Raw genomic sequence first — 14,939 nt, forward strand, 5'->3', positions numbered from 1 at the left:
ACTTACGCTGGCTCTATAATACGCGGAAACAAGCCGGCGGGGGCCGGCAATGGGGTGCCTTCAGCCAAAGGCGCATCAAGTGCCGCAATCTGCCGCGCCTCGGGCGCGACACCCAGTTGGTCGAGCAACTTGCCCATGCTGTCGGGCATGAAAGGCTGCAGCAAAATCGCCACCGTGCGCAGCACGCAAGCCAGCACATACAGCACCGTCCGCATGCGCACCGTATCGGTCTTTTTCAGCGTCCAGGGCGCCTGGTGGTCGATATAGGCGTCGGCGGCGCGGATCACTTTCCACACCTCTTCCAGCGCCTCATGGAAAGCGAGGCGGTTGATCGCCCCCCGCACCTTTTCCGGCAGCGCCTCGGCAGCACCCAGTAGCGCGTGGTCTGCCTCAAACAGCGTGCCGCGCGCCGGCACCACGCCGTCGGCGTTCTTGGCGATGAAGGAGAGCGTGCGCTGCGCCAGATTGCCGAGCCCGTTGGCGAGCTCCGCATTGATGCGCGCAATCAGCGCCCGGCGCGAGAAATCGCCGTCATTGCCGAACGGCACCTCGCGGAGCAGGAAGAAGCGCACCGGGTCGAGCCCGAAATTCGCCACCAGCGGCCGAACATCGATGAAATTGCCAGTCGACTTGCTCATCTTCTCGCCTTCGACCGTCCACCAGCCATGCGAGAACACACGCTTCGGCAGAGGCAGCCCGGCGGCCATGAGGAAGGCCGGCCAGTACACGGCGTGGAAGCGGATGATCTCCTTGCCCACCAGATGCAGGTCGGCCGGCCAGTATTTTGCGCGCGGCGCGGTGGCGTCGGGGTAGCCGACGGCGGTGAGATAGTTCACCAGCGCGTCCAGCCAGACATACATCACATGCTGCTCGTCACCCGGCACCGGAACGCCCCAGGTGAATTTGGTGCGGCTGATCGACAGGTCGTTGAGCCCGCCGCGCACGAAGCTGAGGATCTCGTTGCGCTTGGCGGTCGGCGCGATGAACTCCGGATGCGCCTCATAGAATTCCAGAAGCTTGTCCTGGAACGCGCTGAGCTTGAAGAAATATGACGGCTCGCTGACCTTCTGCACCGGGGCGCCGGAGGCGGTCGCCACCAGCGTGCCGTCCGGCAGCTTGGTGAGCTCGGCCTCGTCATAGAACGCCTCGTCGCGGACTGCGTAATAGCCTTCATAGGCGCCGAGATAAATCATCCCGGCCTCCTCCAGCTTGCGCCACAGCGCCTGCGCCGCCGCTTTGTGGCGCGGCTGCGTGGTGCGGATGAAATCGTCGAAGGAGATGTTCATGCACTGCGCCATGTCGGCGAAATCGGCGGCGACCTGGTCAACGAAATTCTGCGGGTCGGTCTCGGCATTGCGCGCGGCGGCCTCGACCTTCTGGCCGTGCTCATCGGTGCCGGTGAGGAAGAACACGTCAAACCCATCCAGGCGCTTGAACCGCGCCAGCACGTCGGCAGCCGTGGAGGTATAAGCGTGGCCGAGATGCGGCGCGCCATTCACGTAATAGATCGGCGTGGTGATGTAAAAAATATTCCGGCTCATGTCCTGTGCAACTGGCTAAGGGCCACGATCACCGCGGCGCGTTTGTCGAGATTGAGGCCGATCACCTCGCTTTCGAGCTTGGCGAATTCCTGCCAGACCGCGACGTGACCGGCAAGCCGTGCCGCCGGCTCACCTGCCCTCGCCGCGGCGCGGGTGTTGGCCGCCAGCCCGGCGCGCAGCAGCGTCATGAAGGTGGCGAACTTGTCCACCCCTTCCACCGAGCGCGCCACGGTGTCGGCGATGTTTTGCGCCCGCGCCGGCGAGACCGGGGCAGTGAGCGCCTCCTCCACCAGCCCGGCGACGGCCACACCGCCCTCCGCGGCCAGGTTCAGCGCCGTGCCGATGCTCCCCTCCGCCAGCCCCGCCAGCCGGGTACGTTCCGCACCGCCCAATTCAGGCGCGTAATCGGCGAGCAACGCTTCCACATCCGTCGCCGGCAGATGCGCGAGCGGCAGCGCCCGGCAGCGGCTGCGGATGGTCGGCAGCAAGCGCCCCGGCGCCGACGAGATCAGGAGCAGAATCGCGCGGGCGGGCGGCTCCTCCAGCACTTTCAACAGCGCGTTGGCGGCGTTCGGGTTCATGTCCTCGGCGCCGTCGATCACCACCACGCGCCAGCCGCCCTCGGCCGGGGTGAGGCGCATGAAGGCGCTCGCCTCCTGCACCGTGGCAATGACGATTTCCGATTGCAGCTTCTCGGTCTTGACATTGACGCGCTTCTCCACCGTGAACAGGTCCGGATGCGTCCCCGCGGCGACGCGGCGAAACACCGGAGCGGTTTCCGGCACAAAGAGGTCCGCATTGGTGGCGCCAGCCAGCAGCCAACGCGCGAACCTGAAAGCCAGCGTCGCCTTGCCGATGCCCGGCTGTCCCGAAATCAGCCAGCCATGATGCAGCCGGCCGGACATCGCGGCATGGTGCAGCGACGCCACCGCCGCCTCATGACCGCGCAAAAGCGGGTTGGCGCGTGGTTCAAGCATCAGAAGGAAGGCTTCTTTTTGTGAACAAAAAGAAGCAAAAAAACTTCTATAATCTGGGCCATGGGCGCTGTCGGTGAAACGCCCATGGCCGAACGGAGCAAAAATTTTTGCGCCGCTTTTTTTAAAAAGCGGCCACTTTCTTCAATCATGCCCTAGCGCCTGGTACGCTCACGGATGACCCGGCGCATCGCCGCCACCACCGCTTCGACCGGCTGTTCGGCGTCGATCAGCGCGCAGCGCCTCGGCTCGGCGGCGGCGATGGCACGGAACCCGTGCGCTACCCGGGCCATGAAGTCTGCGCCCATCTCCTCGTAGCGATCGGTTGCGCCATTGCGCACCTTGCGGCGTTCATTTGCTGTACTTTCAGATACTTCCAGAATGAATGTCACGTCAGGGTGCAGGTTGATCAGGCGGGTCAGGCTGGCCACCGCCGAGACATCCACGTTCAGCCCGTAGGCCTGATAGGCCATGGTCGAATCATAGAACCGGTCGCAGATCACCACCTCGCCGCGCGCCAGCGCCGGGCGGATCACCGTCTCCACCAGGTCCGCCCTGGCGGCGAAATGCAGCATGGTCTGCGCCATCGGGTCGAGCGTGATCGTGGTGCTGAGCAGCAGCGCGCGCATCGCCTCGGCCCCCTTCGTGCCGCCCGGCTCGCGCGTCGCCAGCACGGTCAGGCCTTCCGCCCGCAGCACCTCCGCCAGCCGCGCGGCGGCGGTGGACTTGCCCGCCCCTTCCCCGCCTTCGAGCGTGATGAACAGCCCGGCGCGGTGGTTCATCGGACGATGATCTGCGGATCGGTGACACCGCGATTCAGCAGTTGCTGCAAGGCCGCGTCGGCATCCTCGACCGTGTGATACGGCCCGACATTGACCGCGAACAGCGTCCGGTCAGCGCCATACACCGGCACCACCCGCGCCGGCATGCCGTAGAGCCGCTCGGACTCGCGATAAGCATCCTCCTCGCTGCCATAACCCGGCACCTGCACGAACAGCGGTCCCGGCGCCGGCGCCACGGTGGTGACGGTCCCCGAAAGCTGTACCTGCCCACCCATGTTCTGAGCGGTCTCCACCGGGCTCAAATTCTGCACCGCGCCGGCAGCGCCGCCACCGGGGGCCAGGCTCTGCGCGGTGATGCCCGCCACGGGTGCTGCCGTCAGCTTCGGCGCGGCGCCGAGCGTACCGTCCAAGGCCGCCGTCGCCGCGCCGTCCAGCTTCACCTCGACCTCGACCACACCGCCATCCGGATAGTCCAGCAGCTGCGCGACACGCGGCGTCACGGCGATAACCCGGCCGGGAATGGCCGGACCACGATCATTCACCCGCACCTGCACCGAGCGCCCGTTCACCAGATTCGTCACGGTGACGATGGCGGGCAATTCCAGAACCGGGCTGGCGGCGGCCAGCGCATTCGGGTCATAGGCCTCGTTATCGGCCGTGTATTCCGGCGCATCGTCGCCGATCACGCTGGAGAGGCCGGTCACGTCGTAGCTGGAAACATCCGCAGGATACTGCCACTCGTCACCGGCCTGGTACGGGTTACCGACGGTGAAGGCCACCGGTCCCGGCGGCGGCGCGCTGGGGCCGCGGTTCATGCAACCGCCCAAAGCCACGAACAGGCCGAGGATCGCACGGTTCATCATGCGCTAAGTACCATGCGGCCGAGCTCGCCCACCGCCAGCGCATAAAAATCCGAGGCATTATAGCTGCGGATCACATGGAAATTACGGAACACCAGGAAGGCCTGGCCGCCGGCGCCGTCTGGCAGCAACAGCGCCGCCGGCATGTCCTCCGGCAGGTGGCGCATGCCCGGCAGGCGTTCCACGCCCTGCTCCCGCCAATAGCCGACGGTGCGGGTGTTCTCCCGCCCGGTCATCGCCACATTGAGCGAGGGCGGCACCAGCACCGGCTCACTGGACGGCTCCTCCGCCACCCAGCCCGCTTTGGCCAGGTAATTGGCGATGGAGGCGAGGCTGTCAGCATCCGAGGACCAAATATCCGGCTGCCCGTCGCCGCTGAACGAAACGGCGGTGGAGAGATACACGCTCGGCATGAATTGCGGCTGGCCCATCGCCCCCGCATAGGAGCCGATGAGTTTTCGCGTCGGCGCGTCCCCCGCGGCGATGATCCGCAGCGCCGAGATCACCTCGCTGCCGAAATAATGGCTGTTGCGGTCCCAGGCGAGCGTGGTCAGCGCGTCGATCACGTCGAAATCGCCCTGGGTCGCGCCGTAATTGGTCTCGATCCCCCAGATGCCGAGCAAAGGCGCCGCGGAAACGCCGAAACGACTGGTCACCGAAGCGAACAGGTCACGCACCTCCACGGATTTGCGCGCCCCGGCCTCGATGCGCGTCTGGTTCAGCACATGCGAGGAATAGACCGCCCAGGTCTCGGTGAACTCAGGCTGGTGATGGTCGAGCCGCAGCACGGTCTGGTTAGGCACCAGACTCCCGGTGGCCGCTGCGATCACTGAAGAGGGAATGCCCTCCGCCGCCGCGCGCGCCTGCAAGGCCGCGAGAAAAGTCGAAAAATCCGCGGCGCGCGCGAAACGCGGCAGCGCCAGGGTGAAAGAGAGACCAGTGAGAAGAGCGCGGCGATTCATACGCTGAGTCTGCCACGGCACGGTGCTGTACCGCAACATGGAAGCAAAAAGGAGGAAGACTACTTTTTGTGAACAAAAAGTAGCAAAAAAACTTTGCTATGCTGGGCCATGGGCGTTGTCGCTGACACAGCCCATGGCCCAGCATAGCAAAAGTTTTTGCGCCGCTTTTTTCAAAAAGCGGCTACTTTCTTCCTCTACCGCTCCCGCATCGTGCAAGTAGCCAGATCAATCAGCCGCTCCAGCACTTCGGTCTCCTGCGCCCCGGCGATGGCGTGCTCGCCATCGATCAGGAAACAGGGCACGCCGTTAATGCCCAGCCGGTGCGCATGCAGGTTTTCCGCATGCACGAATTCCGAGCCCTCGTTGGAGGCCAGGAAGAGCCCGGTCGCGCGCGCGTCCATCCCCTGCGCGGCCGCCATTCGCACCAGCGTCGCCGACGCGCCGATATCCAGCCCCTCGACGAAATGCGCGCGGAAAATTCTGTCGACCAGGATGTCGGCGGTGCCGAAGGCTTGCGCATAGCGGACCAGCCGATGCGCATCGACGCTGTTCGGCGTGCGCCGTATGGCGGCGAAATTGAACTCGATCCCCTCCGCCGCGCCCAACCCGGTGATCGAGTTATAGAGCCGCCGGCCCCGCTCCTCGGCGCCGAACTTGCGGATCATGTAGTCGCTACGCGCCATGCCCGAGCGCGGCATGTCAGGGTTCAGCAGGAACGGCCGCCAGACCATTTCCACGCCCAGATCCCGCCGGCGCGCCAGCAGGAGAGACAAGCGTTTCACCCCCAGATAGCACCATGGGCAAACGAAATCGTATACGACTTCGATGACCAGCCGCGCCGGGAGAGGGGCGAGGATATTCATGGTTTTGTCTTACAACGCTTTGCCGCGTTGGGCGAGCAATTGCTGCGTAAGAAAGCAGCCGCTTTTTGAAAAAAGCGGCGCAAAAACTTCTGTTCCTCTGGGCCTGGGGCACTGACACAGCACGGGCCCCAAAGAGCAGAAGTTCACAAAAAGAAGCCCTCCTTCTCTCCTCAGAACAAATAGCAACCATATCTATTCTGGCGCGGCATGGCCGCATTTTGGAGACTTCACTTGTTATCACGTATTTTTTGCGCGGCGGCGGCGTTCCTTGCCATAAGCAGCGCCGCGCAGGCGCGGCCGGATCCGGCGCCAAAACCCTCCGGCGTGGTCGTCCATCTGTTCGGCCCGAATTCCATGACAGCACATCTTCTGCCGACCGCCCCGGCTCATGCCGGAGGTTCTGCCGCAGCACCGGCCACCGCGGCTGCTCCCTCAAGCTTCGGCGCCGTTCTGCACCAGATGTTCGTGACCGGCGACCCCAACCAAAAACCAGGCGCATCCCTCTCAAAAGGCCGCGCCAGTCGCGAGTAGGCAAAAAATTTTAATGCTGGGCCATGGGCGTTACCAGAGACATCGCCCACAGCCCAGCATAATAAAAGTTTTTGCGCCGCTTTTTTTAAAAAGCGGCCACTTTCTTCTTAATCCTTCGCACGCAGGTCAGCGGCGCGCTTCTCCATGCGGGCGGCCATCGTGTCCAGGCGCCAGGCGATGACGTCATTGAACGTGACATAGCCGCGATGCTGCGTGTCGATCGCCGCGAAATTCTTGACGATCGGCTTCATCCCGGCCTTCTCGGCCTGGGCCAGGGTCAGATGACCGTCATGGGTGGTATTGGCGGCGTCGAATTTCTTATGAAATCTCTTCATCGCCCAGCGTGCATGGTGCCAGCAGCGATCGTGATGATGATGGTGCATGCCCATGCCGCCCTGCGGCTGGGTCATGGCGCTGGGGGGCGTCGTGCTGGACGGCGCGGTGCTGGAGGGCGTTGCGGTCTGTGCCACGGCGATCCCGGGCAGGGCCACGCCAAGCAGAGCGAACATCGTAGTACGGCGCATGGAAAACTCCTGTTAATCCTAACACCACAGATAACAAGGATTTGTAACAAAGGAATATCCGGCCGGTAACAGCCTGTCGCGGGCGGTGTCAGCGACAACGCCCATGCCCCAGATTATAGAAGTTTTTTTGCAACTTTTTGTTCACAAAAAGTAGCCTTCCCTACCCTCCAAACGACAACGGCGCCCCCGAAGGAGCGCCGCTGCCAAAAAAGCCAGGTGGGCCGAAAAAATCAGCGGGAGTAGTATTCCACCACCAGGTTCGGGTCCATCTGCACCGGGAACGGCACGTCAGCCAGCTTCGGCGCGCGCAGATACTTGCCCTTCATCGCGCGGTGGTCGACTTCCATGTATTCCGGCACGTCGCGCTCGGCCGCCTGAGCGGCGTCCAGCACCACGGCGAGCTGCTTGGATTTCTCACGCACCTCGATCACGTCGTTATCCTTGACCAGATAGGACGGGATGTTGACGCGCTGGCCGTTGACCGTGACGTGGCCGTGGCTGACGAACTGCCGCGCCGCGAACGGGGTGACGGCGAATTTCAGGCGGTACACGACCGCATCCAGGCGGCGCTCGAGAATCTCGATGAGGTTCTCCGAGGTGTCGCCCTTACGGCGCACGGCTTCCTCGTAGTACTTGTAGAAGGACTTTTCGGAAATGTTGCCGTAATAGCCCTTGAGCTTCTGCTTGGCCATGAGCTGCACGCCGTAGTCGGACGGCTTCTTGCGGCGCTGGCCATGCTGGCCCGGGCCATATTCCCGCTTGTTGACCGGCGACTTGGCGCGGCCCCACAGGTTTACGCCGAGACGGCGGTTAATCTTATACTTGCTTTCAGTGCGCTTGGTCACGGCGCGTATCCTTCTTGTTGAAATACGCCAGTAGTCGCGCCCTGCTCCGCATTTCTACGAAACAGAACACGCGGGCGCAGGCGACCACCGCCTGTCCACGTTCCCGGCAACGAGTGCGCCCTCTAGCGGCGGGCCGCTCCGGCGTCAACCATCATCTCGCACGCGTGATTTCGTCGCCCCTCTATGGTGGCGCGTCCGCTCTGCCGCCATACTGCTCGCATGAAGACCGTGCATAAAAAGCCGAAACTGCAGCCTGAAACCCAAGTGAAAGCCGCCAAGGCCGCACCACCGGCCAAAGCGCCGCGCGGCCTGCCGACCAGGGAGCAGGTCAAAGCCTATCTCGCCGCGGCGGAGCAGAAGATCGGCATGCGCGAGATCGCCCGTGCTTTCGGTGTCGGCCCGGACGACAAAAAAGGCCTGCGCGAGCTGATGAAGACCCTGGCCTCGGACGGCGTGCTGGAGCTGGCCGGGCGCAAGCGCTACCGCGAGGCCGGACGCCTGCCGGAGACGGCGGTGGTGGAGGTCACCGGCATCGATCGCGACGGCGAGGCTTTGGCCCGGCCAGTGGCGTGGGACGGTCCGGGCCGTCCGCCGGTGATTTTCATGCACGCCGAGGCGCGCGGCCAGGCGGCGTTGGCCCCCGGCGCGCGAGTCCTGGCACGGCTGAAGCCGATCGGCGCCGACAAATACGAGGGCCGGACGTTGAAACGCCTGGCCGAGCAGGCCGGCAGCATCGTCGGCGTGTTCCACCCCCACCCGCATGGCGGGCGGATCGAGCCCACCGACCGGCGGCAGAAAGCGGAATGGATGGTCCCGCCCGACGAGACCATGGGCGCGTTCGACAACGAGATCGTCCGCGCCGAGCCGCTGCCCGGCAAGGCGTTCGGGCCGAAGCCGGCGCGCATCACCGAGCGTCTGGGCCTTGCCACCGATGCGCGCTCGGTCAGCCTGATCGCCATCGCCACGCACGGCATCCCCATGGACTTTCCCGAAGCAGCACTGAAAGAGGCGGCTAAAGCCAAGTCCGCGCCTTTGGCCAAGCGCATGGATCTGCGCGAGGTGCCGCTGATCACCATCGACGGCGCCGACGCGCGCGATTTCGACGACGCGGTGTTCGCCGAACCCACCGCCGGCGGCTACCGGCTGATCGTCGCCATCGCCGATGTCGGGCATTACGTCCGGCCCGGCTCGGCGCTCGACCGCGCCGCCCGGGAGCGCGGCAATTCCTGCTATTTCCCCGACCGCGTGGTGCCGATGCTGCCCGAGGCGCTCTCCAACGGCTGGTGCTCGCTCAAGCCGGCTGAGGATCGCGGCTGCCTGTTCGTGGAGATGCAGATCAACGTGCACGGCCAGAAACAGTCGCACCGATTCGGCCGTGGGCTGATGCGCTCGGCGGCGCGCAAGACCTATGAGCAGGTCCAGGCGGAGTTCGAGGCCGACCCGACCCAGCACGCGCATCTCTATGCCGCGCATGCCGCCCTCTCCCAGGCGCGGCTGGAGCGCGGCACGCTGGATCTTGACCTGCCGGAGCGCAAGGTCGAGCTCGATGCGGACGGCCAGGTGAAAAGCGTATCGCCGCGCGACCGACTCGACAGCCACCGGCTGATTGAGGAGTTCATGATCCTCGCCAATGTCTGCGCCGCCGAGGAACTCGAACGCAGGAACCTGCCATGCATGTACCGCGTGCATGCCCCGCCCAGCCCGGAGAAGCTCGACAATCTGCGCAGCTTTCTCGCGACCTTGGATATTTCCCTACAACCGGGCGACCAGCTGCACCCGCGCGACCTCGACCGGGTTTTGAAGCTTGTCGCCGGCACCGACAAATCCTCCCTGGTGAACGAAACCGTGCTGCGCAGCCAGAGCCAGGCGGAATACGGCGCGGAAAATATCGGCCATTTCGGCCTGGCTTTGACCAAATACGCGCATTTCACCTCGCCGATCCGCCGTTATGCCGACCTGCTGGTGCACCGTGCGCTGATCTCCGGGCTGAAGCTGGGGGCGGATGGGCTGAGCGAGGAAGATATGCGGCAATTCGAGGACACCGCGGCACTGATCACCGCCACCGAGCGGCGCGCCACCCTGGCCGAGCGCGATTCCACCGACCGCTACCTTGCGCTCTTTTTGCAACACCGTGTGGGAGAAGTATTTTCCGCCCGGGTTTCCGGGGTGACGAAGTTCGGACTTTTCGTCACTTTACCAGAGAGTGGCGCGAGTGGGTTTTTGAGCATGGCGAATTTGCCGGACGATTTCTGGATGCATGATGAAGCGGGCCAGAGTCTCATCGGCAAGCGCAGCCGCAAGACCTATCAGCTGGCGCAGGTTCTGGACGTGCGGCTGCTCGAGGCCCGGCCGGTGACCGGCGGGCTGCTGTTCAGCCCCGCCGACGGCGTGCCCGGCGCCTATAGCCGTGGCCCCAGTTCCACCCGGAAGTCCCCCGCAAAGCACAAGTCGAAACGCCGCAGGTGACCCGTCCCGCCTGGATTTTCATACTGCTGACCCTGTTGCCGTTCGGTGCCTGGGCACAGCCGGCCGCGACCGCCGATGCCGCCTTCGACACCGCCATGGCCGGTTCGGTCTGGGGGGCGGCGCTCGCCTATATCGAGCCGCGCTCTCTGCAAGCTTTGTCCATTCCGCAGATGACGATCTGGGGGCTGAACGGCCTCGCCGCCCTGGATCCGGACATGACGACGCAGCTGCAGGGGCACCAGATCCTGCTCTATGGCCCGAATCGGATGATCATCGCCGTGCCCGCCCCGCCGGCCACCGATGCGCAAGGCTGGGGCCAGGCGGCGGCGACCGTGGCGGCGGCGGCCTATGCCGTCTCTCCGGCCTTGCGGCAGGCCGGCACCCAGGGGCTGATCAGCAGTTTCTTCGACGAACTGTTCAATCATTTCGACCCGTATTCACGCTATGAACCGCCGCTGCAGGCCGCCCAGGACCAGCTGATGATCACCGGCCTCGCCGGCACCGGCGTGACGTTCGCGGCGCATGGCCGATCCGTGACCATCGGGGCCGTCGCCGCCGACAGCCCGGCGGAGAATGCCGGCCTCACGGCGGGCATGACGGTGCTGCAGGTCGACGGCCGCTCCGTCTATCCTTCCGAAGTCTCACGGCTGAACAACGCGATGCCAGGCATCCACGGCAGCGACGTCACGCTGCGTACGGTGGACCTGGCCGGCGGCGGCACGGCGCAGGACATCACGCTCACCCGCGCCTACATCCCGCCGCAGACCGTGTTCTCCGAGCCCTCGCCCGCACCCGGCATCGCGGCGCTGAAGATCACCGGCTTCAACGAAGGCACGGGCGACCAGTTTTCCACCCTGGTGGCCTCGCTGATGGCGGCAAACCCGGCGCCGACCGGGCTGGTGCTCGATCTGCGCGGCAATCGCGGCGGGGTGCTGCGCCAGGCCGTACTGGTCGCCGATTCACTGTTGTCCTCCGGCCCTATCGCCGAGGCCGCCGGGCGCGACCCGGATGCGGACCAGGTGTTCCGCGCCGAAGGCTCGGACCTGACCGGCGGCATCAACCTCGCGGTGCTGGTGGACGGGCAGACCGCCAGCGCCTCGGAAATTCTCTCCGGCGCCCTGTCCGATGACCATCGCGCCGTGGTGATCGGTTCGTCGACCCTCGGCAAGGGCCTGGTCCAGACCGTCACCAGCCTGCCCGATGGCGGCGAGCTGTACGTGACCTGGAGTCGCGTGCTGGCCCCCGGCGGCTGGCCGTTGCAGACGCTGGGCGTCATGCCGCAGGTCTGCACCAGCCTGGGCGAACCGGCCCTGAACGAGCAGCTCTCTGCCCTGGCCAAAGGCCGCAACCTGATGGCCCCGGCTCTGGCCGCGTCCCGCGCCGTGCGGGCCCCGGCGCCGGTCGACAGCATCATCAACGTGCGCGACCATTGCCCGGCCGCGATCGGCAGCGATCTCGACATGAGCACCGCCGCCTTCCTGCTCACCCACCCCGCCGCTTACCAGGCGGCGCTCCTGCCTTAACCCTTGACGAAACGACCCGCTTTGCTTCATAGGGCGGGCTTCTGGAGATTCTGAAATCATGGCCAAATCGAACGTCGTTCAAATCAAGCTCATTTCCACCGCGGACACCGGCTACTTCTATGTGACCAAGAAGAATGCCCGTGCGCAGACCACCAAGCTCGAACTCAACAAGTACGACCCGGTGGTGCGCAAGCACGTCCCGTTCAAGGAAGCCAAGATCAAGTAATTGCCTGGCGGATTTCACCGGAAGATCCGCCCCACGGCTTCGAAAAAACCCCTGACGCATCATGCGCAGGGGTTTTTCTGTTAAGCGAAGGAAGTAGCCGCTTTTTAAAAAAAGCGGCGCAAAAATTTTTGTTACGCTGGGCCATAGGCTGCGTCGCCGACAACGCCCATGACCCAGCAGAACAAAGTTTTTTTGCTACTTTTTGTTCACAAAAAGTAGGTACTTGCTACTTCCTTGCCTTAAAAATGCTGCCAGCCAGCCTTGCCGAAGCGCAGCGTCTTGCCTGCTTCGTTGTGGACCTCGACGCCAACGCCTGCGACGATGTGGCCGATGCGGGTGATCGGCAGCGCCCCGCAGGCGGATTTGAGGGCGCCCGCGTGTTTCGGCGGCACGGTGACCACCAGCTCGTAATCATCGCCGTCCGTGAGCCGCGCTTCCAGCATGTCCGCACCGAACGCGGCGGCCTGGGGTGAGACCGGCACGGCCTCCGCCGCGATCACCGCGCCGACTCCAGAGACCCTGCAGATATGGCCAAGGTCCTGCAGCAGCCCGTCGGAGACGTCGATCGCCGCGGAGACGATGCCGGCTAGCGCCAAGCCGACTCGCGGCTCGGGCAGCAGCGAGCGCTGCGTCAGGTAGCCGGTCGGGTCGGTCAGTTCACCGAAACGCGCCTTCAGCCCCAAGGACGCATCGCCGATCGTCCCCGTCACCCAGATTTCGTCTCCAGGCTGCGCACCGCCGCGGCTGAGCGCCGTCCCCGGCGCGACATGGCCGAGCAGCGTGGCGGAGAGCGAAATATCCCGCCGCGCCGAGGAGCTGTCGCCGCCATACAGGCTGATGCCGTAGAGTTTCTGGTCCTCCGCCAACCCGGCGGCGAAACCGGCGAGCCAGGCTTCCGGAAGCCCCGCCGGCAGCGCGGTGGTGAGCAGATAGCCCATCGGCACCGCGCCCATGGCCGCGAGGTCGGACAAGTTCCGCCGCAGCAATTTGCGCGCGATCAGCGCCGGGTCGTCGCCGGAGAGGAAATGCACCCCCTCCAGCATCTGATCCACGGTCAACACCAGTTCGCGCCCCGGCGGCGGCTTCAACACCGCGGCGTCGTTGGCGAGGCCGAGCCCTTCCTCCCCCGCCAGCGGCGCGAAATACCGGGCGATGCGGGAGAATTCGTCCGACATCAGCGAGAGCAATATGCGTTTAGCTGGAATCGCAAGATTCCAGCTAAACGCATGCAATTGCTCGGATAAAAATGGTCAGAGCATGATTGATGTAAAGCACTCATGCTCTGCTCTCGAATTCCGCCGGGCGCAGCAGATGCGCCAGACGGTCGAGCACGCCATTGGCCATGCGCGGTTCGTCGCCGGTGAAGAAACCGTGCGCCACGTCCATGTATTCGTTGATGACGACTTTCACCGGCGGACCGTCGCTCATCCACAATTCCGCACCGCCCGCGCGCATCAGCGCGCGCAGTACCGGGTCGAGCCGTGCGAGCGGCCAGGCCTCCGGCAAGGCGGCGATCAGCATACCATCGATGATGTCCTGCTGCATCGTCGCGGTGCGGACGATGCGCGTGAACAGCGGCACATGCGCCTCCGGCACGTTGCCCTCCTCCAGCCCGCCGGCGGGAAGACCGCCGATGCGGTGGCGCACGAACTGGTCAATCACCGTCTCCGGGCTCGTGTTGCCCTGTTCGGCCTGGTAAAGGGCCTGCACGGCGGCGACGCGGGCGAGCGTCCTCGGCCGCCCGCTCACTGCGCCAGGCTCCGCGCCAGGACGATCTGCTTGAGGCAGGCCACCGCCGCCTCGGCACCTTTATTGGCGCCGGTCTCGGCGCTGCGCGCCAGCGCCTGGACCAGCGTGTCCACGGTCAGCAGCGCGGTGCCGAGGCAGAGTGCGTGCTCGGTCGCGACCCGCATCAGCCCGTCCATGGCGGAGCCGCAGATGAACTCGTAATGATCGGTCTCGCCGCGCACGACACAGCCGAGCGCGATATAGCCGTCAAACTTTTTTGCGCCGCTCTTCGCGGCAATGGCGAGCGCCTGCGGCAGCTCGAAGGCGCCGGCGACCTCAACGATCGTGATGTCGGCATTGACCTGCGCGAGAATCTCGCGCGCGGCGGCCATCATGCCGTCCACCACCTGCTTATAGTAGGGCGCGCTGATGACGAGGATTCGCGGGGCCGCACCCGGCACATGCGGGGCCTGGGGAAGCGGGGCGTCGGCGGTGCTCATCAGCCGGCCACCCCTTCGATCCCGCGTTGCTCGACCACGTTCAGCCCGTAGCCTTCCAGGCCGATAATCGTGCGCTTGTGGTTGGAGAGCAGGATCATGTCCTTCACGCCGAGGTCGAGCAGGATCTGCGCGCCGATGCCGTAATCGCGCAAAGCCGGCTCCGCGCGCTTGCCGGCGACCAAATCGCGGATGCGCTCGGAGACGGCGCCCGGACGGTTTTCGCGGATCAGCACCACCACACCGCGATCCGCCGCGGCGATCTGCGCGAAGGCGCCGTGCAGGCTGTCCACATGTTGGCCGCCCAGCAGGTCGCTGATCGTGTCGACCGCGTGCATGCGCACCAGCACCGGCGCGTCGCCGGAAATGTCGCCCTTCACCAAGGCCACGTGCTCGACGCCGTCGACCTTGCTCTGATAGGCAACCATGCGCCACAGCCCGCCCTGCGGGCCGGGCACCATGCCCTGCTCGCCACGCTTGACCAGCCGCTCGGTGCGGCGGCGATGCCCGATCAGATCGGCGATGGTGCCGAGCTTCAGATTGTGCCGCTGCGCGAAGGCCACCAGGTCCGGCAGACGGGCCATGGTGCCGTCATCGTTCATGATCTCGCAGATCAC

At 65.1% G+C, this 14,939-nt stretch carries 17 protein-coding genes; 4 read left to right on the forward strand and 13 right to left on the reverse strand.

The features are described from left to right. Positions 1–2 precede the first annotated feature (2 nt). The 7 genes from metG to VGG47_RS00895 all read right to left on the reverse strand — a co-directional run bounded on the left by metG (position 3) and on the right by VGG47_RS00895 (position 5,982). The gene (metG, locus tag VGG47_RS00865; protein ID WP_331534965.1) at positions 3–1,541 is read right to left on the reverse strand and encodes a methionine--tRNA ligase; all 1,539 of its coding nucleotides are present in this window, start codon (positions 1,539–1,541) and stop codon (positions 3–5) included. Further along, positions 1,538–2,518: a DNA polymerase III subunit delta' gene (locus tag VGG47_RS00870; protein WP_331534966.1), complete on the reverse strand. Its 981-nt coding sequence runs from the start codon at positions 2,516–2,518 to the stop codon at positions 1,538–1,540. The genes metG and VGG47_RS00870 overlap by 4 nt, the downstream gene beginning before the upstream one ends. After that, the gene (locus tag VGG47_RS00875) at positions 2,518–2,667 is read right to left on the reverse strand and encodes a hypothetical protein (protein WP_331534967.1); all 150 of its coding nucleotides are present in this window, start codon (positions 2,665–2,667) and stop codon (positions 2,518–2,520) included. The genes VGG47_RS00870 and VGG47_RS00875 overlap by 1 nt, the downstream gene beginning before the upstream one ends. A gap of 3 nt (positions 2,668–2,670) precedes the next feature. Beyond that, positions 2,671–3,297: a dTMP kinase gene (gene tmk / locus VGG47_RS00880; RefSeq protein ID WP_331534968.1), complete on the reverse strand. Its 627-nt coding sequence runs from the start codon at positions 3,295–3,297 to the stop codon at positions 2,671–2,673. Then, positions 3,294–4,160, reverse strand: a complete 867-nt coding sequence (locus tag VGG47_RS00885) for an RlpA-like double-psi beta-barrel domain-containing protein (protein WP_331534969.1) — start codon at positions 4,158–4,160, stop codon at positions 3,294–3,296. Before VGG47_RS00885 ends, tmk begins: the two co-directional genes overlap by 4 nt. Beyond that, positions 4,157–5,119, reverse strand: a complete 963-nt coding sequence (locus VGG47_RS00890) for a lytic murein transglycosylase (protein ID WP_331534970.1) — start codon at positions 5,117–5,119, stop codon at positions 4,157–4,159. Before VGG47_RS00890 ends, VGG47_RS00885 begins: the two co-directional genes overlap by 4 nt. A 194-nt stretch (positions 5,120–5,313) precedes the next feature. Further along, on the reverse strand, positions 5,314–5,982 hold the full coding sequence (locus VGG47_RS00895) for a DsbA family oxidoreductase (protein ID WP_331534971.1): 669 nt from the start codon (positions 5,980–5,982) through the stop codon (positions 5,314–5,316). A gap of 231 nt (positions 5,983–6,213) precedes the next feature. Between VGG47_RS00895 and VGG47_RS00900 the strand changes: the two genes are divergently transcribed. Next, positions 6,214–6,513 carry a hypothetical protein gene (locus VGG47_RS00900; protein ID WP_331534972.1) on the forward strand — a complete coding sequence of 100 codons (300 nt, stop codon included), beginning with the start codon at positions 6,214–6,216 and terminating at the stop codon, positions 6,511–6,513. A 107-nt stretch (positions 6,514–6,620) separates the two neighbouring features. Here VGG47_RS00900 and VGG47_RS00905 read toward each other — a convergent pair whose 3' ends face one another. Together VGG47_RS00905 and rpsD are read right to left on the reverse strand one after the other, a co-directional pair. Then, positions 6,621–7,037: a hypothetical protein gene (locus tag VGG47_RS00905; RefSeq protein ID WP_331534973.1), complete on the reverse strand. Its 417-nt coding sequence runs from the start codon at positions 7,035–7,037 to the stop codon at positions 6,621–6,623. 230 nt (positions 7,038–7,267) lie between these two features. Further along, positions 7,268–7,882, reverse strand: coding sequence for a 30S ribosomal protein S4 (rpsD, locus tag VGG47_RS00910; protein ID WP_331534974.1), 615 nt, complete (start codon positions 7,880–7,882; stop codon positions 7,268–7,270). 219 nt (positions 7,883–8,101) lie between these two features. On the opposite strand from rpsD, the gene rnr reads away from it, so the two are divergent. From rnr to rpmG, 3 genes are read left to right on the forward strand one after another with little or no spacing between them, the layout of a single operon-like run. Further along, on the forward strand, positions 8,102–10,348 hold the full coding sequence (rnr, locus tag VGG47_RS00915) for a ribonuclease R (RefSeq protein WP_331534975.1): 2,247 nt from the start codon (positions 8,102–8,104) through the stop codon (positions 10,346–10,348). Further along, positions 10,345–11,871 (forward strand): S41 family peptidase, encoded by a 1,527-nt coding sequence (locus VGG47_RS00920; protein WP_331534976.1) that lies wholly within the window; start codon positions 10,345–10,347, stop codon positions 11,869–11,871. Before rnr ends, VGG47_RS00920 begins: the two co-directional genes overlap by 4 nt. A 58-nt stretch (positions 11,872–11,929) precedes the next feature. Then, a complete protein-coding gene (rpmG, locus tag VGG47_RS00925; protein WP_331534977.1) occupies positions 11,930–12,097 on the forward strand; it encodes a 50S ribosomal protein L33 in 168 nt (55 codons plus the stop codon). A 239-nt stretch (positions 12,098–12,336) separates the two neighbouring features. Here rpmG and thiL read toward each other — a convergent pair whose 3' ends face one another. The 4 genes from thiL to VGG47_RS00945 form a co-directional block, all read right to left on the reverse strand. Next, complete coding sequence (gene thiL, locus VGG47_RS00930) at positions 12,337–13,272, reverse strand: thiamine-phosphate kinase (RefSeq protein ID WP_331534978.1); 936 nt, start codon at positions 13,270–13,272, stop codon at positions 12,337–12,339. Positions 13,273–13,372: 100 nt separating this feature from the next. Continuing rightward, a complete protein-coding gene (nusB, locus tag VGG47_RS00935) occupies positions 13,373–13,846 on the reverse strand; it encodes a transcription antitermination factor NusB (RefSeq protein ID WP_331534979.1) in 474 nt (157 codons plus the stop codon). Then, positions 13,843–14,325, reverse strand: a complete 483-nt coding sequence (ribH, locus tag VGG47_RS00940) for a 6,7-dimethyl-8-ribityllumazine synthase (RefSeq protein ID WP_331534980.1) — start codon at positions 14,323–14,325, stop codon at positions 13,843–13,845. The genes nusB and ribH overlap by 4 nt, the downstream gene beginning before the upstream one ends. After that, positions 14,325–14,939, reverse strand: a 615-nt coding sequence (locus VGG47_RS00945) for a 3,4-dihydroxy-2-butanone-4-phosphate synthase (protein WP_331534981.1), incomplete at its 5' end; no start/stop codon positions are given. The genes ribH and VGG47_RS00945, both read right to left, overlap by 1 nt.

Source organism: Acidocella sp. (genome assembly GCF_036489515.1).
Taxonomy (GTDB): Bacteria; Pseudomonadota; Alphaproteobacteria; order Acetobacterales; family Acetobacteraceae; genus Acidocella.